This window comes from Parabacteroides chongii, from assembly GCF_029581355.1.
Lineage (GTDB): Bacteria > Bacteroidota > Bacteroidia > Bacteroidales > Tannerellaceae > Parabacteroides > Parabacteroides chongii.
In genome coordinates this window covers 3630123-3653547 of the sequence record NZ_CP120849.1, presented here as the reverse complement: position 1 = coordinate 3653547, position 23425 = coordinate 3630123, and the positions used below count along the sequence as shown (strand labels likewise).

General features: G+C 42.1%; 24 protein-coding genes. 5 read left to right on the top strand and 19 right to left on the bottom strand.

Features of this window, described 5'->3' with window-relative positions:
- Positions 1 to 296 precede the first annotated feature (296 nt).
- Both recQ and P3L47_RS13660 read left to right on the top strand, forming a co-directional pair.
- On the top strand, positions 297 to 2129 hold the full coding sequence (recQ, locus tag P3L47_RS13665) for a DNA helicase RecQ (RefSeq protein ID WP_277783700.1): 1833 nt from the start codon (positions 297 to 299) through the stop codon (positions 2127 to 2129).
- A gap of 181 nt (positions 2130 to 2310) precedes the next feature.
- A complete protein-coding gene (locus P3L47_RS13660; RefSeq protein WP_075556936.1) occupies positions 2311 to 2517 on the top strand; it encodes a winged helix-turn-helix domain-containing protein in 207 nt (68 codons plus the stop codon).
- Positions 2518 to 2565: 48 nt separating this feature from the next.
- On the opposite strand, the gene P3L47_RS13655 is transcribed toward P3L47_RS13660, so the two are convergent.
- From P3L47_RS13655 to P3L47_RS13630, 6 genes are read right to left on the bottom strand one after another with little or no spacing between them, the layout of a single operon-like run.
- Entirely contained in the window at positions 2566 to 3153 is a 588-nt protein-coding gene (locus tag P3L47_RS13655) for an aminotransferase class IV family protein (RefSeq protein ID WP_277781138.1), read from the bottom strand.
- Positions 3137 to 4123 carry an aminodeoxychorismate synthase component I gene (locus P3L47_RS13650; protein ID WP_277781137.1) on the bottom strand — a complete coding sequence of 329 codons (987 nt, stop codon included), beginning with the start codon at positions 4121 to 4123 and terminating at the stop codon, positions 3137 to 3139. The genes P3L47_RS13655 and P3L47_RS13650 overlap by 17 nt, the downstream gene beginning before the upstream one ends.
- A 1-nt stretch (position 4124) precedes the next feature.
- Positions 4125 to 5000 carry a carbon-nitrogen hydrolase gene (locus P3L47_RS13645; protein ID WP_277781136.1) on the bottom strand — a complete coding sequence of 292 codons (876 nt, stop codon included), beginning with the start codon at positions 4998 to 5000 and terminating at the stop codon, positions 4125 to 4127.
- Positions 4997 to 6025, bottom strand: coding sequence for an agmatine deiminase family protein (locus tag P3L47_RS13640; protein ID WP_277781135.1), 1029 nt, complete (start codon positions 6023 to 6025; stop codon positions 4997 to 4999). Before P3L47_RS13640 ends, P3L47_RS13645 begins: the two co-directional genes overlap by 4 nt.
- Before the next feature lie 37 nt (positions 6026 to 6062).
- The gene (locus P3L47_RS13635) at positions 6063 to 6599 is read right to left on the bottom strand and encodes a hypothetical protein (protein WP_277781134.1); all 537 of its coding nucleotides are present in this window, start codon (positions 6597 to 6599) and stop codon (positions 6063 to 6065) included.
- Entirely contained in the window at positions 6599 to 7594 is a 996-nt protein-coding gene (locus P3L47_RS13630; RefSeq protein ID WP_122362622.1) for an AAA family ATPase, read from the bottom strand. The genes P3L47_RS13635 and P3L47_RS13630 overlap by 1 nt, the downstream gene beginning before the upstream one ends.
- Positions 7595 to 7724: 130 nt before the next feature.
- Between P3L47_RS13630 and P3L47_RS13625 the strand changes: the two genes are divergently transcribed.
- From P3L47_RS13625 to creD, 3 genes are all read left to right on the top strand, one after another.
- Positions 7725 to 8348 (top strand): hypothetical protein, encoded by a 624-nt coding sequence (locus tag P3L47_RS13625; protein ID WP_277781133.1) that lies wholly within the window; start codon positions 7725 to 7727, stop codon positions 8346 to 8348.
- Positions 8345 to 8635, top strand: coding sequence for a winged helix-turn-helix domain-containing protein (locus P3L47_RS13620; protein WP_122362624.1), 291 nt, complete (start codon positions 8345 to 8347; stop codon positions 8633 to 8635). Before P3L47_RS13625 ends, P3L47_RS13620 begins: the two co-directional genes overlap by 4 nt.
- Positions 8636 to 8697: 62 nt before the next feature.
- Positions 8698 to 10056, top strand: coding sequence for a cell envelope integrity protein CreD (gene creD / locus P3L47_RS13615; RefSeq protein WP_277781132.1), 1359 nt, complete (start codon positions 8698 to 8700; stop codon positions 10054 to 10056).
- A 67-nt stretch (positions 10057 to 10123) separates the two neighbouring features.
- Here creD and neuC read toward each other — a convergent pair whose 3' ends face one another.
- The 13 genes from neuC to P3L47_RS13550 all read right to left on the bottom strand — a co-directional run bounded on the left by neuC (position 10124) and on the right by P3L47_RS13550 (position 23423).
- The gene (gene neuC, locus P3L47_RS13610; protein WP_277781131.1) at positions 10124 to 11251 is read right to left on the bottom strand and encodes a UDP-N-acetylglucosamine 2-epimerase; all 1128 of its coding nucleotides are present in this window, start codon (positions 11249 to 11251) and stop codon (positions 10124 to 10126) included.
- Positions 11252 to 11256: 5 nt separating this feature from the next.
- Positions 11257 to 12300, bottom strand: coding sequence for an N-acetylneuraminate synthase family protein (locus tag P3L47_RS13605; protein WP_277781130.1), 1044 nt, complete (start codon positions 12298 to 12300; stop codon positions 11257 to 11259).
- Between the two features lie 24 nt (positions 12301 to 12324).
- Positions 12325 to 13281, bottom strand: coding sequence for an NAD-dependent epimerase/dehydratase family protein (locus tag P3L47_RS13600; protein WP_277781129.1), 957 nt, complete (start codon positions 13279 to 13281; stop codon positions 12325 to 12327).
- Complete coding sequence (locus tag P3L47_RS13595; RefSeq protein ID WP_277781128.1) at positions 13278 to 14501, bottom strand: glycosyltransferase family 4 protein; 1224 nt, start codon at positions 14499 to 14501, stop codon at positions 13278 to 13280. The genes P3L47_RS13600 and P3L47_RS13595 overlap by 4 nt, the downstream gene beginning before the upstream one ends.
- Entirely contained in the window at positions 14498 to 15469 is a 972-nt protein-coding gene (locus tag P3L47_RS13590) for an NAD-dependent epimerase/dehydratase family protein (protein ID WP_277781127.1), read from the bottom strand. Before P3L47_RS13590 ends, P3L47_RS13595 begins: the two co-directional genes overlap by 4 nt.
- Before the next feature lie 16 nt (positions 15470 to 15485).
- Positions 15486 to 16586: a glycosyltransferase family 4 protein gene (locus tag P3L47_RS13585; protein WP_277781126.1), complete on the bottom strand. Its 1101-nt coding sequence runs from the start codon at positions 16584 to 16586 to the stop codon at positions 15486 to 15488.
- Between the two features lie 3 nt (positions 16587 to 16589).
- Positions 16590 to 16973 (bottom strand): acyltransferase, encoded by a 384-nt coding sequence (locus tag P3L47_RS13580; protein WP_277781125.1) that lies wholly within the window; start codon positions 16971 to 16973, stop codon positions 16590 to 16592.
- Between the two features lie 164 nt (positions 16974 to 17137).
- Entirely contained in the window at positions 17138 to 18097 is a 960-nt protein-coding gene (locus tag P3L47_RS13575) for a glycosyltransferase family 2 protein (protein ID WP_277781124.1), read from the bottom strand.
- Complete coding sequence (locus P3L47_RS13570) at positions 18098 to 18874, bottom strand: glycosyltransferase family 25 protein (protein ID WP_277781123.1); 777 nt, start codon at positions 18872 to 18874, stop codon at positions 18098 to 18100.
- The gene (locus P3L47_RS13565) at positions 18871 to 21201 is read right to left on the bottom strand and encodes a GumC family protein (protein WP_277781122.1); all 2331 of its coding nucleotides are present in this window, start codon (positions 21199 to 21201) and stop codon (positions 18871 to 18873) included. The genes P3L47_RS13570 and P3L47_RS13565 overlap by 4 nt, the downstream gene beginning before the upstream one ends.
- Before the next feature lie 6 nt (positions 21202 to 21207).
- Entirely contained in the window at positions 21208 to 21990 is a 783-nt protein-coding gene (locus P3L47_RS13560) for a polysaccharide biosynthesis/export family protein (RefSeq protein WP_277781121.1), read from the bottom strand.
- 6 nt (positions 21991 to 21996) lie between these two features.
- Complete coding sequence (locus P3L47_RS13555; RefSeq protein WP_277781120.1) at positions 21997 to 22275, bottom strand: HU family DNA-binding protein; 279 nt, start codon at positions 22273 to 22275, stop codon at positions 21997 to 21999.
- Between the two features lie 17 nt (positions 22276 to 22292).
- On the bottom strand, positions 22293 to 23423 hold the full coding sequence (locus P3L47_RS13550; protein ID WP_277781119.1) for a glycosyltransferase: 1131 nt from the start codon (positions 23421 to 23423) through the stop codon (positions 22293 to 22295).
- Positions 23424 to 23425 lie beyond the last annotated feature (2 nt).

Below are 23425 nucleotides of genomic sequence, written 5' to 3'. Positions count from 1 at the left end.
TAATGGGACAAAGATAGTCAAATATATCGATATTACCTTACATTCCTATATACATAGATAATATTTTCTTCAGGAGTAACCCGTAGTTTCCTCCGCAGGGAATTACAGTTTCCTCCGCAGGGAATTACAGTTTCCTCCGCAGGGAACTGGAGTTTCCAAAGAGAGCAACTACGAGGAAACTGTAATAAACTGGCAATCACATAATAGTCTTAAAACAGAAAGAAGTAAGAAGTAATACAAAGATACATGGAAGTAAATTAGAAATTATACTATCTTTGTAAATTGATTATTGGATGATGAAAGAGTTATTGTTGCTGTTAAAGAAGTTCTTCGGATATACTTCTTTCCGCCCGTTACAGGCGGAGATTATACAACGCATTTTGAGGAAAGAGGATTCGCTGGTGCTGATGCCTACCGGTGGAGGGAAATCGATTTGCTACCAACTTCCGGCTATTTACCTGCCAGGAACGGCGGTCGTCATCTCCCCGCTGATTGCCCTGATGAAAGATCAGGTGGGCGGATTGGTAGCCAACGGGATTCCGGCGGCGGCACTCAACAGCATGATGCCCGAAGAGGAACGGCATCAGATCAAGCAACTCTGCATCCAGGGAAAAATCAAACTGCTTTATCTCTCACCCGAAGCATTGGTTAGCGAACTTCACTGGCTGCTTCCACGTATGGATATCTCACTGATCGCCATCGACGAAGCGCATTGCATTTCACATTGGGGACACGATTTCCGGCCTGAATACACCCAGTTGTCCGTCCTGAAAGAACATTTCCCCAAAGTACCGATCGTTGCATTGACGGCAACGGCCGACAAAGTAACCCGTACCGATATCATCAACCAGTTGAACCTCCGTGATCCGGAAGTCTTCATTTCTTCTTTCGACCGCCCCAACCTGTCTCTCACTATCCGGAGGGGACTGAACAAGAAGGAAAAGACGGCAGCTATCGTTCATTTCATCAACGCCCACCGCCGGCAAAGCGGCATCGTTTATTGTATGAGCCGGAACAGTACCGAGGCATTGGCGGAAGAACTTTCCTCTTACGGGATCAAGGCAACCGCCTATCATGCCGGACTACCTGCCCCCAAACGCGAAAAGGCACAAGACGATTTTATCAACGACCGGGTGAATGTGGTATGCGCCACCGTCGCTTTCGGCATGGGAATCGATAAAAGTAACGTGCGCTGGGTGATCCATTACAATATGCCGGGGAGCATTGAAAACTATTATCAGGAAATAGGGCGTGCCGGACGGGACGGAATGAAAAGTGATACGTTGTTGTTCTATTCGGTGGGCGACCTGCTTGTCCTCCGCCGTTTTGCCGAAGAAAGCGGACAGAAAGATGTCAACCTACAGAAGCTGAACCGGATGCGACGGTATTGCGAAGCGGATATCTGCCGCCGCCGTATCCTGTTGAGTTATTTCGGGGAAGAGACTGACCGGGATTGCGGGAATTGTGATGTATGCAAGAACCCTCCCCAACGTTTCGACGGAAGCGTACTGGTACAAAAGGCACTCAGCGCCATCTTCCGCACAGGCCAGTTTGTCGGCATGAATATGCTGATTAACATTCTTCGTGGATCGGAAAAAGCGGATATCACCGAGAAAGGATACGATAAACTGAAAACATACGGTGTCGGAAAAGATCTCTCTTATAAAGAATGGAAAGAATATTTGTATCAGATGCTCCAACTGGGGTATATTGAAATCGATTACGTCAATGCCGGTATCTTGAAAGTTACTCCGTTAGGACGAAAAATACTGTTCGGAGAGCAGAAGGCAATGATGTCCATTTACAAAGAACCGGAAGAGAAAACTTATTTCAGAAGAAAAGATTCCAAATTCAAATACCGCCCGATCAAACCACTCAAATCGGCATCGGTCGAAGAAACCTTGCTCGATTCACTCCAGCAACTCCGTAAACAGATTGCCGAAAAAGAACAAACGCCTGCCTATATCATCTTTTCGGATGATTCACTGGAAGATATGGTACAGAAGAAGCCGGTCACGCTGGAGGAATTCAGTGAAATACGAGGTGTGGGTGAAATCAAACTGGATAAATACGGGAAGGTATTCGTGGCACTGATTCGGTTCGTACTGAGACTACCGAAAATAGGGTAGATTTACTCCGTTTTATTTCAGTTTCCAAATATTCCGTTTGAGTCGCTCAAATTACCGTTACGGTAAAAAAGGGGCAGGTTCATCCAAAACTTTCCTGTAGATTAGCTTCCGAAACAAAGAGACGGGGACAGTACACCCTACTACCCGATCAACATAGTATTAACTTATAAATAAACAGCTTATGAATACACTAAGTTTAAAGATGTCTCAGAGCATATCCCAATTGTATGAGACTTTGTGCCAGGTTGGAAGAAGTACATTTGCTGAATTACAAAGAGCGACAAATTTCCAGGACACCGAGCTTTGTCTGGCTCTATGCTCTCTTATGCATGAGAATAAAGTATATCAGGCCCGTATCAGTAATACCATTTATTACATCCTCAAATAGCCGAACCTGATATATTTAATCCGCAACACGTATTGACAAACGTATAATCTAACGGATATTCGCCACGGGAAATTCGATCTCACCGAACCCGATCATCGCATTGAACAAACGGATCAGTGAATAACGAGACAGATCCTGTGGACGAATAGCAGCCGGAACAATCATTTCTTTCCCCAATAGAGACGCCCGCATCGTTCCTTCCAACAAAGGGACTTCGGGTGTCTCCCATTGACTTCCATTCCATAAGGCTATATTGGCAATCGAGGTATCCGTCAGAAAGCCGTCGCGCACGATCAGGATATCGTCTGCCTCTCCTCTTTGTCCGAACAGCTCATCCAGCTTCTGACGATCCGTACTTTTATAGGTATAATCCAACCCGTCGGAGGTGACCAGTTTCAGACTATTTACCGGACGAAGGGTATACGGAAGATACTCTACTTTCTCTACCTCTTCCTGGTATTCCACCCGGCACCGGGTCCGTTCAGTATATTCTCCCGGCTGGATAAAATCAGCCAGATTCACGGGTAAATTACATTCAAAGATATCTCGCCGCGTCCGGTTGAAGCGGTAATTATGGAAGCTCAGATTAACTGCCTTCCCATTCTCTATACGGATTGTTTCAATAAATGGGCACATATACTTTTTGTTTCATTTCATTATATTCACTTTGTAAATCACTTTGGGAGGTTATGCCGCCACCGCTTTTAAACAACAACTGGTCGCCGGCCTGCTCCAGGAAACGGATCATAACGGCACTATCCAGGCGGTTGCCGTCGAAATATCCCATTACACCGGTATAAAATCCGCGTTCATACGTTTCAGCTTCCGCGATAATCTCCATCGTCTTTTTCTTCGGCGCACCGGTTATAGAACCGGCTGGTAAGAGGCTGAACAACATAGTTCCTAAATTACCATTCCAGTTATCCGGCAATTTTCCTCTGATCTCCGAGCTAACCTGTAATAAGCGGCCTTTATTGGTCTGTAGCTCGTCGATATATCGGTATCGTGACACCGTCACCTCTGAAGCTACCTGGCTCAAGTCGTTGCGGATCAGATCGACAATCGTCGCATGCTCGGCTTCTTCTTTTTTATCTGCCAAAATCCTTTCGCAGGCATTCGGCAAAGAGGCATCGATCGTCCCTTTCATCGGATACGAATAAATAAAGCCATCCTCTACGCGCACGAATATTTCGGGAGAGAAAACGACAAAACGATCTTTCAACCATAATCTGTAAGGGGCTCTTGAAAAAGAAAAGACCTCTTTCAGTGTCAGGTTGGTCCGTACCGGAGTCGCGCAAGTCAGATTGACAAGGTAAGAATTTCCGGCATGGATATGATCGGACACCGTTTGAAAAGACCGGGAATAGGTTTCAAAAGAGACAGGTCTTGTTTCCCAACCGATCTGTTTCTCCGGAAATTGCATTCCATTGCCGATTGCATTGGTAAAACCATTCAGGTTATACAACACCTCCTCCGGATCAACCGCATCCGGCTCTGCCACCCAGACCTGTTCCTGCTTATAATCGACGACAAATATAAAAGGCCGTCCGGATAATCCCAATCGATTCATCTTCCGGACGGCTTCTTCTTTATTACAAAATTTCATATCATATCAAAAATCGCTCCGTCAATCCACCGAAAGCATCGATACGACGGTCACGGAAGAACGGCCACCAACGACGCACATTCTCACTCCGTGCTTTGTCGATCTCCACAACACGTACTTCCTCACGGTCGTTCGGGAACTCGGCCAGCAATTCTCCCTGCGGGCCGGCTACAAAGCTATTACCCCAGAACTGGATACCGTTTGTCTGTCCCGAAGGGTCGGTCTCATGTCCCGTGCGGTTCACGCTAATCACCGGAAGGCCATTTGCTACGGCATGTCCGCGTTGTATCGTAACCCAGGCATCCAGCTGGCGTTTCTTTTCTTCCGTCGTATCGCTACTTTCCCAACCAATAGCCGTCGGATAGATCAACAATTCGGCTCCTTTCATCGCCATCAGGCGGGCTGCTTCCGGATACCATTGATCCCAACAAACCAATACTCCGAGTTTTCCAACCGACGTTTCGATAGGTTCGAATCCCAGGTCACCGGGAGTGAAATAAAATTTCTCGTAATAAGCCGGATCATCCGGTATATGCATCTTCCGGTATTTTCCGGCAATTGTTCCGTCTTTCTCCAATACGACCGCCGTATTGTGATACAATCCCGGAGCACGTTTCTCAAAGAGGGAAAGCACCAGTACGATCCCCAGTTCTTTAGCCAACGCACCGAACTCTTCCGTAGAGGGTCCCGGAATTGTTTCCGCCTGGTCGAATACCTGTGTGTCCTCCGTCTGGCAGAAATACAGGCCGTTATGCAATTCCTGCAACACCACCAGCTCCGCTCCCTCTTCGGCACAAAGACAGATATTACTTTTCAATTTCTTTATATTATCTAACCGGTCACAGGTGTTCGCCTGTTGAATCAATCCAACTTTCATACAATAAATTCTTTCGGATACTGCATCGTCACGCAATGCAATGAACCATGTTGTTTAATTAACGGTAAACAATTAATACCTACAATCTCTCTGTCCGGGAACACCGTCTGCAAAGCCGCTTTTGCAACCTCATCTTTCGGTGAATTATAGAAAGGAACCAATACCGCCCCATTTATAATCAAGAAATTTGCATAGGTAGCCGGCAAACGTTCACCCTCCCCTTCCACTTTATCAGCCATTGGCAAAGCGATCAGCCGGTAGGGTTCGCCATTCTCTTGCTTAAACTCTTTCAGCTCTTCCTCCATCTCCTGCAATTCGGCATAATGCTCATCTTCTTCATCCGTACATTGTACATAAGCGATCGTATCTTCACTACAGAAACGGGCCAATGTATCGACATGGCTATCGGTATCGTCACCGGCCAGATAACCGCTCTCTATCCACAAAATACGATTCAGGCCGAATACCTGTTTCAGATAATTTTCCAGTTCTTCCTGCTGAAGATATTCATTCCTGTTCACGGAAGAAAGACATTCGACCGTAGTCAGCAAAGTACCCTTGCCATCCGACTCGATACTACCGCCTTCCAATACGAACGGTTGCATATTGACAGGGATCACCTCCTCTGCAAAAGTTTTACTATGAAACAACTTCCGCGTGATCAGATTATCATGATTGGCGGCATATTTCATTCCCCAGCCGTTGAATACGAAATCGTATACAACCGGAGTACCTTCCTCGAAGACGGAAATACCTCCGTGGTCGCGTGCCCAGGTGTCGTTTGTCTCCATTTCGCGGAAAATAATACGGCTATAATCCACATCTCCCAACTGAGAGCGTACCGCCGATTCATCCGGACAAACAATCAATAACTTCTCCCGCTTGATCACCTCTTTGGCAATCTCCACAAAACAAGGTACCACCTCGTCGAGTATCGGCGCCCAATCCGTCCCTTCATGCGGCCAGGTTAGTTGAACCGCACTTTGCGGATACCATTCAGCCGGTAATATCGTTTTATTTTCCATGTTTGCTCGTTTTATTTTCAAACCATTAACAAAAATATCATTTCCCTTCTATAATAGCTTTAAGCCTTTCCGGATCTGATTGATATTTATTTTCTTTCAAATATTTCAATACTTTCTTTAGGACAACCACTTCATCCGCTTTTTTGAGTTCCTGAAACAAATTTCTAAATGTTGCATCTTCCTTGCTGGACACCTTTTTTGTTTGCTCTGTAAAAGACTTCAGATCAGATGAAAAACCAAACTGTTCCATATCAGTCTCCATTTCTTCTGCACATTTAAGAATAAACCCATCTACTGCCGGTGAAATCATCACCAGATAATGAGCCTTATTAGGATGTTTATAAAAAAACAGGGAGTCGGTATGAGCTATCTCTTCAAATTCATCCACATAACGAATTTGTCTTTTGTCTTTATCGACAACTCCAACGGCAAACTCATCTGTAAATTTCTCCTTCATGACTTTAGCAACGTTATTACAACCTTTCTGGTGATTATAACCTTTTGCCGTAGGAACTAATGTCTCAAGCAAATTAGTGTCAACGTAACATTCCGGAATTATGTAAAGTTCTGCCATTATTTTAAGAAAGTTTCCGTATTAAAAAATAAGTCAGCCCCAAATTCATACATTTCCTGCAACTCACTCTCAGCCGCCCTCTTCACGATCGTTTCTCCATTTTTGAAATCAACTAAGTAAATAGCCAAATCATTCCCCGGCAATTCCAGAAAATCATTTACAACATAAGGACTATGGGTAGTAATAAAAAACTGATTATTTTCCGAATCTATAATGCTTTGTGTTACTTTTGATATGAATGGAGGGTAAGAATGTGCCTCAGGTTCTTCGAAAATCAGAACTGTATTATCATTACTTTCAATAGCCGCTTTATAAAAAATCATACGTTGCAAAGAATCAGCAATAGAATGAAACGGAATCAAAAAAATCTCTCCCGGATTCTTTTCTTTAAGAACTTTAATTTCCTGGCTATTCGTATCGAATACATACTTCAAACCATACTCTTTGAATATTGCAGACAACTCCCTCCTTAATTCTGGCAACAAAGTTACTATATTCATTAAATTACTTCCATTCGGAGGTAGAAGGTAATTTAACGGTAATTTTTCCTTTTCAAAGGAAATTGGATAAAAATAACTCTTGAACGGGTTTGCCGCCGGGATCTCAATATTCTTTTTCCCAGACAAGAGCATATTGGAAAAAGATAAAGAAAATTCCGCATCAGTATGATCTTTATACCCCAAAAGAAATGAAAGTCCCATATTGTCTAAACGCACCTCAGCATTTACAACATCCGTCTCTATCCGTATAGGTTTCTCTATATGACCATCAAAAAAAAGTTCAGCATCGCTTTCAACACGAATAAACTGCTGAATGCTCCTTTTCTTTGCAAACTTCAAATAAGGAAGACAAAATAAGGACATTGCCTCCAATAAATTACTTTTACCTACATTCGGTTTGCCGATAAACAGGTTAATCCTTCTACAATCATTCAAAGTAACGTCTTTGATCGACTTAAAGTTATTTATATGAACATGGCTTATTTTTGTATGCATTCTTTATTGTATGACTTTAATTGTACTATAAATGCAAAGGTAATAATATTTAGAAAATCTTCTCCATTTATTTGGAATCTTCAGAATCCTCATTAACTTTGCATCACAAAGTACTTTTTATTGTAAGTATATGAACAAACAAGTAGAAGACATAAAAGCCATTCGCGAGATGATGGAAAGATCATCCAAGTTCCTTTCGTTAAGCGGTTTGTCCGGTATATCGGCCGGAGTTATAGCGATCATCGGGGCAGCACTCGCCTACTTTCATATTCTAAGAGAACCGGCAAATGCCGACTTCAATACGACACACGAAGCGATGTTCCGCGAGATCACTTTGCTGATCACGGATGCTGCGGCCGTCTTGCTCTTTTCTATTTGTTTCGGAATCTATTTCTCCTGGAAAAAGTCAGTCAAAAAGAACCTGATGCCCTCCAAAAGCCTGATAAAAAGAACACTTTACAGCCTTGGTGTCCCCCTCGTTACCGGAGGGATCTTTGCTCTTATTTTCCTGTTGCGCGGCGACCTGGAGATGGCAATCACCATGACACTTGTTTTTTATGGTCTTGCCTTGATCAATGTATCCAAATATACTCTCGATGAAGTCCACTATCTGGGCCTGACAGAAGTCGTATTGGGCATCATCGCCGCTTTGTTTCCCGACTGGAGCCTCCTGCTTTGGACAATCGGATTCGGAGTCTGCCATATCATTTACGGAACGGCTATGTACATCAAATATGACTTGAAGAAAGCATGAAAAACATACTGTCCAAATTAAATAAAGCTTTCGAAAGCCGGATTCGACTGGGTATCATGTCTATCCTGTCGGTAAACGAATCAGCTGACTTCAACACCATGAAGCAACTGATGGAGTTGACCGACGGAAACCTGGCAAGCCATTTGAAAGCATTGGAAACGATCGGATATATCCAGTCTACCAAGCAATTCATCGGCCGGAAGCCCAACACCCAATATGCTATCACCGAAGAAGGAAGAAAATGTTTCCGGGAGCACCTGGATGCATTGGAAGAACTTATCAAATAATTTTTTTACCCATTTACTTTGAAACACAAAGTACTTTTTAATCATATAAACAGGTTAAACTTATGGAAACAACAATCAAGAAAGCAAGCAAAATCAACCAGTCTATCACATTCAAGGCTATGGTTATCGGCTTCCTGACCCTCATTCTGCTCATACCGGGATTAATGATTCAGGATCTGATCCGGGAACGACAAAACAGAAGCAATGAAACGATCGAAAAGATCAATGCCAAATGGAGCAACGCCCAAACCTTCTGCGGACCAGTCCTCTCCATCCCCTATACGACTACGCATATCGATTCGAACAATAAAACACACTACCAGGAACATGTCCTGACTATCACACCCGGAGCTCTGAATATCAATACGCAATTATTCCCCGAAGAAAGATACTACGGGATATACAAAACGATCCTTTACAAAAGTGAAACAGACATTACCGGAAATTTCGACAAAATAAGTTTTCCCAAAATAGAAAACAGTGCCATCCACTGGGATCAGGCTTATCTGGCTGTCGGAGTTTCTGATCTTCGAGGAATAACCGACAACATCGATTTCAGGCTGGATAACAAACAATACCCAGTCGAAACCACCGGCAACCAGGATACCCAGATAGGCAAAATGCTGGCTATCCCGCTGAATGACCCCGAAATCCTTCAAACCGGCCAGCCGCTCACCTTCAATTGCAAACTAAAACTAAACGGCAGCAGCAACATCAATTTCATCCCGATGGGAAAAACAACCAAAGTCCATATAACGGGCAACTGGAAATCACCCGGCTTTATCGGCAACTTCACCCCGGAACATACCATCACTGAAAAGGGATTCGAAGCTGACTGGAGTATCCTCAGCTTCAACCGTAGTATCCCGGAAATGTGGATCGACGGACAGGCAAATTCATTCGACGATGCTTCTTTCGGTGTTAACCTCGTAGATCCGGTAAACCATTACCAACAAAACATGCGTTCCGCCAAATATGCCATCATGTTCATTGCCCTGACCTTCGTCGTCTTTTTCTTTGTTGAAATACTGACAAAAAAACGTATCCACCCGATCCAGTATCTGCTCGTCGGCCTGGCTCTGATCCTGTTCTATAGCCTTCTCCTGTCCATCTCCGAACAAATCAACTTCGGCAACGCCTACCTGATTGCCAGCCTGGCGACTATCGGACTGATCACTGCTTATGCACACAGCATCTTCAAAAACAAGATGCAGACCGGAGCACTTACAGGCATGCTGGCTTTATTATATATTTTCCTTTATGTCATCCTGCAACTGGAAGATGTTGCCTTGTTGATTGGAAGTATCGGTTTGTTTATCATACTTGGAGTCATTATGTTCTTCTCCCGGAAAATAAACTGGTATAAGGAAGAAGAAACAGAAGAAAACAGTCAATCACAACCACTAACAGAATTTAATTAAATAAAAAACAGGGATATTGGTATCAAACCTAATATCCCTGCTCTTTTAACTGTTTGTTAAATAAACTTCAGACAATATTCAAATCTTTAAATTGCTTTTGCTTTGAAATATTCCAGAAAGTAAAAGTCCTCAAAACATCTAAAAACAATCCGGCACTATTTCCCTTTCCAAAAGTATATTCTGCTCTGTTCTTTGAAGGTGCAACACCGGATATCGTTCTCAATATCATACCGGACTCCTCTTTACAATTATGAATAAAAGGAGAAGAAGCCCGGTTATCCTGACGACTGCCGATATTCACACAAGGTATCTGATAAGCAGGAGCCTCACGTATACCCGCACTGGAATTACCGACTATTAAGTCTGCATTTTTCAACAACGAAAGGAAATACTCAAAACGCATGGAAGGAATCAACCGGAAACGCGAATTGCCTTTCAACTGACGGTAAGCTTTCAATATGGTCTGCGATCCCAAATCATTATTCGGATAGATCACAATATAGTTATGGGTATCCGCCAGTAAAGCATCCACCAACTGCTTCACGTGATATTCTATCCGGTCATATTCCGTCGTTACAGGATGATACATCACAATCCCATACTTATCATAAGGAATTTCATAATATCTTTTTACTTCCTCAATCCCGGGTAAACTGTCTGAAAACATAATATCCATATCCGGAGAACCGATCACAAAGATCGACTGCTCCAACTCTCCCATCTGCATTAAACGACTCTTTGCCCTCTCATTGGCTACAAAATGAGTATGGCTCAGTTTGCTGATTGCATGGCGGATCAGTTCATCGATCGTTCCCGACAACTCTCCCCCTTCGATATGAGCCACCAAAATATTGTTCAGACTTCCCGTTATCGCTCCGGCAAGTGCCTCCACCCTATCGCCATGAACCACGATCAGGTCGACAGGATTCTCTTTCAAATAAGTCGACAGACCATCGATCGTCTTACTCAAAGTTAGATCCATAGTCGACTCTGAAGTCAGATTCAGAAACTTGAAAATATTCTTACAACCACAACGTTCTACTTCCCGGTAGGTAGCACCATACAAGCTCTGCATATGCATACCTGTTACAAACAGGGATACTTCAAAATCCAGTTGATCATCCAAAATCTTTATCAACGATTTCAACTTCCCGAAATCAGCACGCGTTCCGGTTACAAATAACACACGTTTCATCATCTTCACTTCTCAATCATATCATATAATAACTGTACATCACTCTCTATATCCATTGACGCTTTTTTCCCAAGCAGACTATCATATGCCTCTGCCAGGATACCATCCATTCCCGGACGTTTCACCCAAATATTGTCTTTTGTAAAACATTCCCCTTTTCTCACCGGACGAATCGTGACAACGGTAGCATAAGCAAAATCTATGGTTACCTGCTCTTCCGGTAAAGGACCTTTATGCCCACCACGCATTGAATGAATGATCCGGCTTTGTTCTATCAGTTCACGCGCAGCCTGTTCATCCATCGAACAACAGATATCCGGTCCTTTCCGGTCCATCCGGTCGGTAAAATGACGCTCTACAATTGAAGCACCCAAAGCGACAGCCGACAAACAAGCCAAATTATTTGTCGTATGATCCGATAATCCATACACACAATTCGGAAAAGCTTCAGCCATTTCCTGCATTGCACCCAAACGTACCAGGTTAAACGGTGTAGGATACAGGTTTGTAGTATGAAGCAGAGCGACCGGTACACGATAACGATTGAAAATATCCACCGCTTTGCGGATACTGGCTATCGTATTCATTCCAGTTGACAGGATCACCGGCTTATGCGCCTGCGCAACATGTTCCAGCAACGGATAATTATTACACTCTCCCGACCCGATTTTAAAAGCCTGTACATTCATCTTCATCAATCGGTCCGCTGCAGCACGAGAAAAAGGAGTACTTAGGAATATCATACCTTTCGACTCCACGTATTCTTTCAACGCAATCTCTTCTTTTTCCGACAAAGCACAACGCTTCATGATCTCATAAATCGAAACATCCGCATTACCCGGTATTACCTTTTTAGCGGCTTCACACATCTCATCATCTACAATATGCGTCTGATGTTTCAATATTTCCACTCCGGCACGCGCAGCCGCATCCACCATCTCGAAAGCAGTTTCCAACGAACCTTCATGATTGATCCCCATCTCGGCTATGACCAAAGGGGGATAGTCAGGACCGATAGGACGGCCTGTTATTTGTATTTCTTTTTTCATTTATTAGATTATTATGTTACCTTCCTAATTATAAAACTCAAACTCCAATGTCTTTGCCAACCCCTCCCCTAGCGTATACGGAGCTTTAAAACCAGACTGTAGCATTTTTTCTCCACTAAACTGGGTCGTAGCACAAAACTTCTTGACTCGGACAGAACTGATCGTTTGCTTTCGGCGGGATAAAAAGGCTAACAAATCAAAACAATATCCCCCCGACATACCCAGCCATAAAGGAAAATGAGTTGTCGGAATATGTATCTTCAAGACTTTACTCACATGTTCAACCAGTTCATTCATGGTAAAATCCGGTTGATCCACATAATTATAAATGTTATAACCTGCTGTCTTTTCCGTAATCAGGAATTCAAGAAACGCTACAATGTTACCGACATAAGCCATCGACTTCTTATTATTGCCATTCCCCACCATCAGGAATTTGCCACTCGATATTTGTCGGAGCAGATTATAAACATTTCCTCTGTTATGCTCACCGAATATGACCGTCGGACGGATTATATTTATATTCCAGTCCGAATGAGTTTGATACCATTTCTGCAACACCTGCTCCGCTTCCCATTTACTTTTCCCGTAATGATTAAAAGGATCTGCCGGATGATTTTCATCCGGACATTTCTTATTCAATCCATAAACGGCTACCGAACTGGTAAAGACAATCCGCTTGATTCCATTTGCTTCCATTGCTTTCAGCGTATTACGCATACCTCCCACATTCACGTCATAATAAAGGGATACAGGAGACACATCATCCCGATGTTCTGCAGCCAGCAAAACAACGACATCCGTTCCCGCCAACGAAGAAACCAGTTTCTCCTTGTCCAATACATTGGCAACCGTAGTGATTTTCGGATAAGATAAACTCTGCCGCTTATCTATATTCTGCAATGTGCATGAACTCTCTTCCAGGAGTTTCAACAATCGTGTTCCCACAAAGCCCGAACCTCCGATAATTGTTATTTTCATAATGATACAGCTTCTATTGATTCTGCCATTTTTTCCAGTAATATATCCGGATGCAAATATGTTTCTGCATATGTCCTATTCCTTTTCCCGATATCTTCCCGTTCAGACTCATTCATTTCGGCAAACGCCAATATTTTTTGTGTCAACAAATCCGACTCTCCGTGAGAAACATAAATATTTCCGGGACAATGATCCAGTATATCCGTTATATGAGAATGATCAGGACCGATATACAATATTGGCTTTTTGATAAACATAGCCCCATACACTTTATTCGGATGCGTATAACCGACACAGCCGTTCCCTAAGACGACCACCTGCAAATCTGCCGATCCCAAAGAATTATGTATATTTTCCCGCGGTTCGTAAGGCAATGTCACCACATTCTCCAACCGATATTTTTCTTTGTATTCCAATACTTCTTTTAAACGAACTCCCCCACCTATATGTACAAATAGAAACCGGGGATCATTTTTTAGATTGACAGCTGCCTGAAGCAAGGTCGATAAAGGATGGATTACCGCATGATTTCCGGAATACATAATCACAATCCGATCACCGAACCCCTGTTTGATCCTGTACGGATTATCTTCCCTGCGACCCTTGTAAATATCTTCGACAACAGGCCAGACCGGTATGATGTCTATATGATCACGCTTACAACCCAAACGATTATAAATATGCTCTTCCATATATTTATCCAGTACGATTATCTTATCCGAATAACGGAATATGTAATCTCCTTTTTTCTGCATGGAATGAGCTACGGTACTGTCTTTTTGTAAATAACCCGCCACGATAGACAACTCCGGTTGCAGGTCCATAGCCCAAAACAGAAATGGAATCTTCTTTATCCGGGTGATATGCAAACCGAAATAAGCCAGCAACGGCGGTGTCGACATGCCAATAACAAGATCACATGTTTTCTTTTTCAGGGAAAACATATTCAAAGTACTCAACACATTAAAACTAAAGACGTCCATCAGACGACCTATCTTATGTTTTTTACCGAATCCCGTATTTGCAAGTCGATGAATATGAACACCCTTGTGTGTCTCATACTTCGGGTATGTGATTTCAGGGTGTTCATAATTATGCTGGCTTGTATATACAGAGACCTGGTGACCGCGTTTTACCAACACGACACATAAATCAGTCAGATGCTGTGCCATAGTTGTCGTATCCGGCCAGTAGACCTGTGAAATACAAACTATATTCATTTATTACGTTTTTGTACTTGTTCGTTAATCCATCGATACGTCAGTTCCATACCTTTCGATAAAGGCCAATTCGGAGCCCAACCCAATTTTTCTTTTATCAGACGGTTATCCGAATTACGGCCCATGACTCCCAACGGACCCGGGATATGTACGATATTCAGCTTCTTTCCGGCAATACCCATCACCATCTCGGCCAATCCGTTAATGCTGATCATTTCATCCGAACCGATATTTACCGGTCCCATAAACTCGTCCTGGCTCATCAAACGACGTACCCCTTCCAGGCATTCGTCAATATAGAGGAACGAACGGGTCTGATTACCGTCTCCCCACATCTCGATCGTTCCGCCATCGGGAGTTTCAGCCACCTTACGGCAGAAAGCTGCCGGTGACTTCTCACGTCCGCCTTCCCACGTGCCTTCCGGACCGAAAATATTATGGAAACGGGCAATACGCACATCCAGCCCTTTGTTACGATGGTAAGCCATATACATACGTTCGCTGAACAGTTTCTCCCAACCATAATCACTGTCCGGTCCGGCAGGATAAGCCGAATCTTCCGAAGTGGTAGGATGCAAGGCATCCATCTGGTTGCGTTCGGGATAGATACAGGCTGAAGATGAGTAAAACATTCTACCTGCATTTCGTTTATAAGCCACATCCATCATATTAATATTACACATCACCGAATTGTGCATAATATCGGCATCATTCTCTCCGGTAAAGACAAAACCGGCTCCCCCCATATCGGCAGCAAACTGATAGATTTCGTCATACTTACGATCGACCGCACGATTACATACGTCGATGTCACGTAGGTCACCGATCATAAAATCATCGGCTTCCGTCGGAGAAAATTCAGGAAACTTCAAATCGACACCTTTTACCCAATACCCCTCACTTTTGAGGCGCTTCACCATATGGCTACCGATAAATCCACCGGCGCCACAAACTAATGCAGTTTTCATGCTAATTAAGTTTAAATTATTGATTTATATTATTCCGTTCATTGATAAATGAATGAAATAGAGCATTCCATTTTTCATAGATCACCTCGGAATTATAATTTTGAAGTACAAACGAACGCCCTTTTTCTGCGTATTCTTTTCTCTTTTCATAGCTTCCCATCAGGGATAGAAGGCCGGCTCTCAGCTGCCCGATATTTTCAGGAGGAACAAGTATTCCCCGACCTTCACCAATAATATCAGCAGGACCTTCCGGACAATCAAAAGAGACGACAGGCAGTCCACACGACATTGCCTCAGTAAGAACCATACCGAAACCTTCATAACGGGAAGACATGACATAAACCGATGATGACAGATACTCAGTAATAACATCACTCGTATACCCTTTCAGAAAAACATTTTTCTCAAGACGATACACCCGGATCTTTTCCGATAAATAATCATACATTTCTCCTTCACCCCAAATATCCAAACGCCACTCCGGATACTCCTTCCATATATCTTTTACAGCCTCCAATAATAAATCATACCCCTTCTGACCGGATAAACGTCCAATGGACAGTATTCTCTTTGATGTCAGATCGGCAGTTTTATCGACTGTAAACGTCAGCATGTTCGGTATGACTTTCACATTGTTCAATCTTCTAGTAAATTTAGAGGCATCCTTATTTGTCAATGAAACCAGCTTATAAAACGATTTGTAGACACACTCTCTAAATAAAAGGACGGGAGAAGGATATATATTGTACAAATTATGCTCGCAAGCCACCGATTTACCGGAGAAGCCGGAAAAATACAAAAATAGATTTACCAAAAAGTTCTGACCGATAAACAAGTCACAATGATTTCGACCAATCATTTTCTGAAAAGAGAAAAAAGCTTTAATTATCAGGAATAACCTCTGAAAAATACTCTGACGGATAGAATATTCCTTATCGACAATATATAACACATCAACCTTTTTTTCCAAATAAAAAACCAAAGATTTATTTCTTCTGAACAAAGAAATAATACATACCTCATACCCCTTTTTCACCAAGGTATTCGCAAGTAAAGTTGTAGTCCGTTCCGTCCCTGCTTTGGCCGTGATATCCACCACAACAAATGTAATTTTCATATTCTATCTGTATTTAATTATCTTAGCCGGATTTCCTGCGATAACCACGTTATCAGGGAAACAGCCACAAACCACACTTCCTGCTCCTACGATCGAATTATTCCCGATTACAGTTCCTTTCAGAATGATCGAATTCATACCGATAAAACAGTTTTCTCCTATTGAAACCGGCTTCATTCTCACATGTCGGGGATCTGTAGAAAAATACAAACCTGCATCGAATGCATGGAAATCACTGTCCACTATTTTGCAATTGGCACCGATAAACGTATTATCCCCTATACAGATCTCCTTCATTGCATAGATTGTAGAACCGGATATTCCGACATTCTTCCCGATAGAGAGCATTCCCCCATGTCTTGCCACCAGTATCGTCCGTTGGTACATTCCAAGTAGATTATATACCGAAGTGCTACAAACCCCGGTACCTCTTCCTATTGATATGGATGAATTTCTGAAAGAAAGAATAATAGAAAAACCTCTGAATTTTACCCGTCCTAAATACCTGATCTTCCAGATCAGATAAAGTAAATAAAATATCAAAAATCGTATCATTTTAGTTTATGAACAATTTTTCTTCCTATCTTTACGACACTCCCGGTAAGGTTCGGGCAATAAAGAAAACCTCCGACAATCAGAAAATGAATTTTCTTCTTTTTCCACAAAAAAGCTTTTACCTTTTTTTTATCCCAGTAATATTGTCTTAATATTCTCGTTATCCCCATTCTTTTTTCTTCCATACACGAGAAAATGATCGTAAAAAAAAGTAAATATATCCGTTCAGCAATTCGTTGATCATAAGGATAGACAGTCAAAAGATAAAAAATCGCTTCGATCATCTCCAAATTCAATGCGAACAAAGCATTTGCGTCACGGTGTGTTACCGAAGCAGGGTGTCTTACATAATCATACACATAAGCATCGATTGATGTTGCTTTTTGCACATTGAGGGCAATCTGCATATTTACAAACAAATCATCTCCCATATAGATCGGTTTATAAATAATGCCATCAAACAATGATTTTTTCATCAAACGCCCACTAAGGCTCCACCTGCACCCCAATATATAATCAACCAAATCCATGCCTGATAATCCATTGAAATCCATATCATTATTAGAGCAATCTTTTTTCACACCACCCGATACTTCATAGAATTTACCTACTACATAATCAGATTTCTCATCGATCACTTTTTGATACAAGACTTCAACTGTATTCTTTTCTATATAATCATCGCCGTCCAAATAAAAAACATATTCTCCACAAGCTATATCCAATCCTGATTTACGGGCCAACATGGATCCTTGATTTTCTTTATCAACCACTACGATACGTTCATCTGCTGTCGCATATTTCCGTATAATTTGAATGGAATCATCCGTAGAGCCATCATTCACAATAATTATCTCTATCTCTTTAAATGATTGATTTATACATGATGATATACATTTATCCAAAAAAGAAGAAACATTATACACCGGTATAATAATTGAAACCTTAACCTCCATTTACCTTGTGTTTAAATTAATTTGCGCTTTCAGTTTTAAAATATTCAATTTAATAAGTCCTACCCGCACTTTGGTTAATATCATATTCTTCAATCGATATTTGAATGGTATTTTTATGTTGTCTTTTTTATCCCTATCCATAATCTCCGAAGAAATCGACTGCATCGTTGAAGCATCCAATGCTAAAAAGGGGGATATACCTTGAATATAAATGCCATTCAGATGCATATACTCAAAATCATCTGCCACAAGAAAAGGCTTGTCAATCGATAATAGTTTTTTTGCAGCACATCGGTTAATCAAATAAGCACATGTACCATAAGCTCCCCATATCCGGTAAAAAGAGTATCCGGACAGGCTATGAAGTACTTTCGGATAATAACAATGATAACGGCTCAGCGTAATAATACAACTTTTATCGGCAGATAATATACCGACAGCTCCTTTCAAAATAAATTCAACATCATCCGGATATATAAAGCAAACATCATCTTCCAATATTAAAGCATATTCGTTATCAGAGTCAAGTAATCTGCGGTAACACTCCCTATGACTTAAAGTACATCCGATTTCGCCGGCTGCAGGTTTACGTGAATATTTTCTTATAAAACGTTCCCGATCGAATAGCAAATCCAGCTCTTCCTCTGAAAGATTCTTGCCATTGATTGCTTCTACGACTTCCACATCCAACAAAGAATAACCGGAAATCTCCTGCAATGTCCTCTCTTTACGCGCTGTCGATTCCTTTAGATTTACCAAATAAGACTTTATTTTCATACCTTTTTCTTTTTAGTATTTCCATAATAATCATATCCTCCATAATATCCGTAATAGCTATATCCTGTATGTTGAAAATAAGCCTCATTCAAAATTACGGCCATATGTGGTAGTTTACCGGAGACATATAACTTTTCAATTTCCGGCAACAATCTACGATCCATATACCTTTCTCGAATCACATATACGCATAGATCTGCAACCCTACTGACAACCTGAGCGTCAGCAACAACTCCATAAGGGACTGTATCCATCAAAATATATTCATATTGTTCTCTGAGTTCTGTCATCAATTCATCCAAACGACTACTCAACAAAAGTTCTGTCGGATTCGGGGGGATCGGTCCGGAAGCGATCACATCAAGCCCCGGATGCCATTCGCTTTTCCGGATAATACTTCCGGTATCGGTTATATTGCCGGACAGATAATTCGTTAACCCAGGTACAACTTTTCCCTTATCATCTTTCTCCGAACCTTTACGAATATCCATTTCCAATAAAATTACCCGTTTACCGGCTAAAGCTAAAGCAACCCCCAAATTGGAAGATGTAAATGTTTTTCCCGAATCCGGACTAAACGAGGTGAACATGATCGATTGTGTTTTCGATTTTTTCTCCAGCATAAAATCCAGATTTGTACGAATAATACGGAATGATTCAGAAATCGGATCACGTCCTTTATCGCAGACCACAACCTTTCCCGATTTACCTGGCTTTCGAGGAATTTCCCCGAGAAATGGAATTGTCAGATTATCTTCTATATCCTTACGCCCACGCACTTTAACATCCAACAATTGTTGGGTGTAGAAATAGATTGCAGGGATGAATATACCGACCATCAAAGCTCCAAACAAAAACACCAAGGTGTTGGCTCCTGCCGTACCGGCAGCATAAGCATCATCCACAATGCGGAGATTACTGTCTACTGTAGCCAATGTCAATGCGTTTTCTTCCCGTTTATTTAATAAATACAGGAATAGCTCTTCTTTGATTTTTTGTTGTCGTTCCACCGATAAAACATACTTCTGCTGTGTCGGGATACTACTGATCTTTCCTGTTTCCAGCATCTGCATACGACGGGAAAAATCCAGTTTGGAATCGATAGCCTCTTTCGTATTTCTCAAACTTTCACTGATGGAATGTCTCAAAGAGGCCAATTCTTCATTCCGTTCTTTAACAGCCGGACTGTTATCTCCCGCATTTACTTTCAGTTTGTTTCGTTCCAATAATGTGTTATTATATTTCTCGATCATCCCCTCTATTCCCGTACTGGCTATCCCGGTATTTGCCGGTAGCAAACGTTCATCTTTCAAAGGGTCATGCAGATACTGCTGGATCAGCCCGAGCAGTTCTACCCGGTTCGTCAGATCTGCGACTTCCCGATCATACCGATTACGGTTATCCAAATAAATTTTGGCCTCTATACTTAAATCTGCCGATTGGTTACGTTTCCGATATTCCTCTATATCTCCCTCAACATTGCCTAATTCCTGATTAATTAACTGCAATCGTTCATCGATAAAAGTGGCCGTATTCCGGATAATCATATTTTTATCTTTCATCGACTCGTCCACATAAACCTGTATCAGGGCATTCAATATATCGTCTCCCCTCTGTGAATCCATATCCTGGCAGGTCAGCGTGATCAGGTTGGCATCCCTTACCGATCGCTCGGCCTCCAGTTCGCCTAAAAACAAAGAAATAAGCGACTCTTTTTCTGCACAAACGACCTGTACCGGTGTATTCAGCCAGTCATCGGTAAAAAAAGACGTTTTCCTCACCACCATTCGTCCGATCGGGCTGTCCAACGGTTCACCGAAAGTATACTCCATCACCCCCTCCGGATCATCCTCCAGCCCTTGTATCCTGAAACGGCCGTCTTTCAATGGAATAATCGAGATAGTGGCCGGATGAATAAATGTAGAATCAGGAAAATGAACAGTAACAGGAGAATCGGCATACAAAATCTTTTTTTTCAACCCTTTGTCTACTGAATATCCGACATCCAATCCCAATCGTTCAACCACCTGTCGCATCAACAGGCGGGACTTAAAGATCAGAATCTCTCCATCGATATTATTATTATCATTAAACATCTGCTTTTCATTAAAAGCCTCTTCTGTTTTCGCCTTGCTTTTAAGCTGTACGATAGCCTCCCGTTTATATACGACCGGAACTGTTTTTACATAGACATAAGCTATTCCCAAGCAAAGTGCTATGGATAAAACGAACCAATGCCATTTGCTCCGTAAAACATCCAGGATAGTATGGATATTAAATTCACCCATCAAATTAAAATCCGCTGTATAAGGTGTTTGTTCTTGCATATTCTTCTATTTAAAGATCAAAATACTCATTGAAGCAAGGAATGATATAAGTGAAATCCAGGTACTAACACTTGTATACTGGTTATTTGTACTGGATTCTGCTCTCACCCGGTTAGGTTCTACATACACCATATCGTTCTGTTGCAGATAATAATCCGGCGATTTGAACACATCCCTCGACCGGAGATCATGATATAAAATAGTACGTACTCCATCCTGTTCCCGTATCACTGCCACCCGGTTACGACGACCATGTATCGTCAGGTCACCCGCCAGACTTAATGCTTCAAACAAGGTTATCCTTTCAGATGTGATATTAAAAGTACCGGGACGAGCAACTTCTCCTAATACCATAATACGAAAATTCAGAAAACGTACTGTTACAATCGGATCTTTTATATATCCCCCGTTTTTCAATCCATCCTGTATGAGCTCTCTAAGTTTTCTCCGGGACAATCCTATCACCTTTATCTTCCCTAGTAAAGGGAAATTAATAGTCCCATCTACTTCTACAAGATACCCTCTGTTAGCGCCAGTACTTCCTGAATACCCTATACCATATCCTACTGAATTAATATTAAAAGGAGTCAACAACGTCGGATCAGCACAACTCACCACGATATCTAAGATGTCATCTTTTCTGATCTTCATTTCAAAAGTATCGGAAACAGCCATCTTATCAAATAAACTATCCCCCCCTTGCAAATAAGCAATATCCTTTACCGAGCCGCAAGAAAGCAACATGCAGGTCAATATCCACCCCAAAAACAAACCTTTTAACTTCTCCATCTTCCATTATTTTCCGTTAATTCTATCCATTAGCCCTTTACCGGGTTTAAACTTCACACTGGTACGTTTTCGTATCGTACATTCCTGAAGTGTTCTAGGGTTACGTCCCATACGCTCAGCCTGTTCCCAAACCGTATAACGACCGAAATTTTGTATCAGAACAGGTTCTTCACGCATCATTGCTTCTGTAATTACTTCATTCATCGTGTCTATAAAGCGCAGGGCATCTGTTGTCGGCACCGATAAACGGCTTGCAACTTCTTTTGCTAATTCAATCTTGTTCATATTGATAGATATTTGTTTTAATCATATATAAATTCAGGTTTATCACCACGCCCGACAATCCAAGCATACAATCGTTCCATCTGATGGGAAACGACATCTATTGAATATTTATCCAAAATCAGTTTACGCCCCCGTTCTCCCATCGCCTGTAATTCTTCTTTATCCAGCGATAAAGCCTCCCGTACAGCCGCCGTCAAACTATCCACATCATTCTTGACCCACCAGCCACATCGTTCTGTTTCCAGTTCCTGCCAGGGTGAACCAGTCGATGCGATGACCGGAACTTCTTGCAGCAAAGCTTCTGGTACGATCATTCCGAAATTTTCAAAATCGCTCGGCACCACCAAGCAAGCCAATGAAGCCAATAAAGCTCTTTTCTCTTTTCCTGAAACCCAGCCCATTAAACGGACATGGGATAATTGTAAACGCTTTACCTCGCGTTGTAAAGCGGATACAAACTCCGGAGTGCCATCTCCCATGATCAACAACTCGCCCGGTTCGTCCAAACGTTTCCATACATCCAGCAAACGCTCCGGATGTTTATACTCACACAAACGCCCCAAAAAACCTATACGTCTTTTCCCGTCTGCCCATACAGGAGTTTCCACTTCATATATCTCCATCGGATTTGGAACAACAGCTACCGGATTGGTAAAGCCCAATGAACGGTAAGCATCCATCTCCTGCAGGCAGGTGACATGGATACAAGCAGCTTCCTGCAATAGCTTCCGCTCAAACAAGAACAAGGCTGCTTTTTTTACCCATGAAGAATATTTCATAGCCTCCGGATGCATGGCTCCCCGTAATGAAACGACATAAGGGCATTTTCTTTTTTGGGCACATTGGGCTGTTATATACCCATAATACTGCCACAATCCCTGAATGTGATACACATCTACCGAAGGGATGGTCAACAAGGCTTTTGAATAAGATGCCACATATCCCCAGCGGTCATAATAAAAGCGTGACAAAGGCAAATAACGAATAAAAGAGTCATCGGATACCGCTTTTTCTCCCGGTAACAAATCTTTAGTCAGAACCAGGGCTTCCAGATTCTGCCGGTTCAACCCCCTTACCGTCAATAATGTCGAATAAGCCGGTCCACCATAAGTCTGACTCATGGAATTTATAACATGTACTATTTTCATTC

What these genes read in the sequence shown, in the direction of transcription:
- recQ (WP_277783700.1), top strand. Translation starts at nt 297, where the DNA reads ATGAAAGAGTTATTGTTGCTGTTAAAGAAGTTCTTCGGATATACTTCT.
- P3L47_RS13660 (WP_075556936.1), top strand. Translation starts at nt 2,311, where the DNA reads ATGAATACACTAAGTTTAAAGATGTCTCAGAGCATATCCCAATTGTAT.
- P3L47_RS13655 (WP_277781138.1), bottom strand. Translation starts at nt 3,153, where the DNA reads ATGTGCCCATTTATTGAAACAATCCGTATAGAGAATGGGAAGGCAGTT.
- P3L47_RS13650 (WP_277781137.1), bottom strand. Translation starts at nt 4,123, where the DNA reads ATGAAATTTTGTAATAAAGAAGAAGCCGTCCGGAAGATGAATCGATTG.
- P3L47_RS13645 (WP_277781136.1), bottom strand. Translation starts at nt 5,000, where the DNA reads ATGAAAGTTGGATTGATTCAACAGGCGAACACCTGTGACCGGTTAGAT.
- P3L47_RS13640 (WP_277781135.1), bottom strand. Translation starts at nt 6,025, where the DNA reads ATGGAAAATAAAACGATATTACCGGCTGAATGGTATCCGCAAAGTGCG.
- P3L47_RS13635 (WP_277781134.1), bottom strand. Translation starts at nt 6,599, where the DNA reads ATGGCAGAACTTTACATAATTCCGGAATGTTACGTTGACACTAATTTG.
- P3L47_RS13630 (WP_122362622.1), bottom strand. Translation starts at nt 7,594, where the DNA reads ATGCATACAAAAATAAGCCATGTTCATATAAATAACTTTAAGTCGATC.
- P3L47_RS13625 (WP_277781133.1), top strand. Translation starts at nt 7,725, where the DNA reads ATGAACAAACAAGTAGAAGACATAAAAGCCATTCGCGAGATGATGGAA.
- P3L47_RS13620 (WP_122362624.1), top strand. Translation starts at nt 8,345, where the DNA reads ATGAAAAACATACTGTCCAAATTAAATAAAGCTTTCGAAAGCCGGATT.
- creD (WP_277781132.1), top strand. Translation starts at nt 8,698, where the DNA reads ATGGAAACAACAATCAAGAAAGCAAGCAAAATCAACCAGTCTATCACA.
- neuC (WP_277781131.1), bottom strand. Translation starts at nt 11,251, where the DNA reads ATGAAACGTGTGTTATTTGTAACCGGAACGCGTGCTGATTTCGGGAAG.
- P3L47_RS13605 (WP_277781130.1), bottom strand. Translation starts at nt 12,300, where the DNA reads ATGAAAAAAGAAATACAAATAACAGGCCGTCCTATCGGTCCTGACTAT.
- P3L47_RS13600 (WP_277781129.1), bottom strand. Translation starts at nt 13,281, where the DNA reads ATGAAAATAACAATTATCGGAGGTTCGGGCTTTGTGGGAACACGATTG.
- P3L47_RS13595 (WP_277781128.1), bottom strand. Translation starts at nt 14,501, where the DNA reads ATGAATATAGTTTGTATTTCACAGGTCTACTGGCCGGATACGACAACT.
- P3L47_RS13590 (WP_277781127.1), bottom strand. Translation starts at nt 15,469, where the DNA reads ATGAAAACTGCATTAGTTTGTGGCGCCGGTGGATTTATCGGTAGCCAT.
- P3L47_RS13585 (WP_277781126.1), bottom strand. Translation starts at nt 16,586, where the DNA reads ATGAAAATTACATTTGTTGTGGTGGATATCACGGCCAAAGCAGGGACG.
- P3L47_RS13580 (WP_277781125.1), bottom strand. Translation starts at nt 16,973, where the DNA reads ATGTACCAACGGACGATACTGGTGGCAAGACATGGGGGAATGCTCTCT.
- P3L47_RS13575 (WP_277781124.1), bottom strand. Translation starts at nt 18,097, where the DNA reads ATGGAGGTTAAGGTTTCAATTATTATACCGGTGTATAATGTTTCTTCT.
- P3L47_RS13570 (WP_277781123.1), bottom strand. Translation starts at nt 18,874, where the DNA reads ATGAAAATAAAGTCTTATTTGGTAAATCTAAAGGAATCGACAGCGCGT.
- P3L47_RS13565 (WP_277781122.1), bottom strand. Translation starts at nt 21,201, where the DNA reads ATGCAAGAACAAACACCTTATACAGCGGATTTTAATTTGATGGGTGAA.
- P3L47_RS13560 (WP_277781121.1), bottom strand. Translation starts at nt 21,990, where the DNA reads ATGGAGAAGTTAAAAGGTTTGTTTTTGGGGTGGATATTGACCTGCATG.
- P3L47_RS13555 (WP_277781120.1), bottom strand. Translation starts at nt 22,275, where the DNA reads ATGAACAAGATTGAATTAGCAAAAGAAGTTGCAAGCCGTTTATCGGTG.
- P3L47_RS13550 (WP_277781119.1), bottom strand. Translation starts at nt 23,423, where the DNA reads ATGAAAATAGTACATGTTATAAATTCCATGAGTCAGACTTATGGTGGA.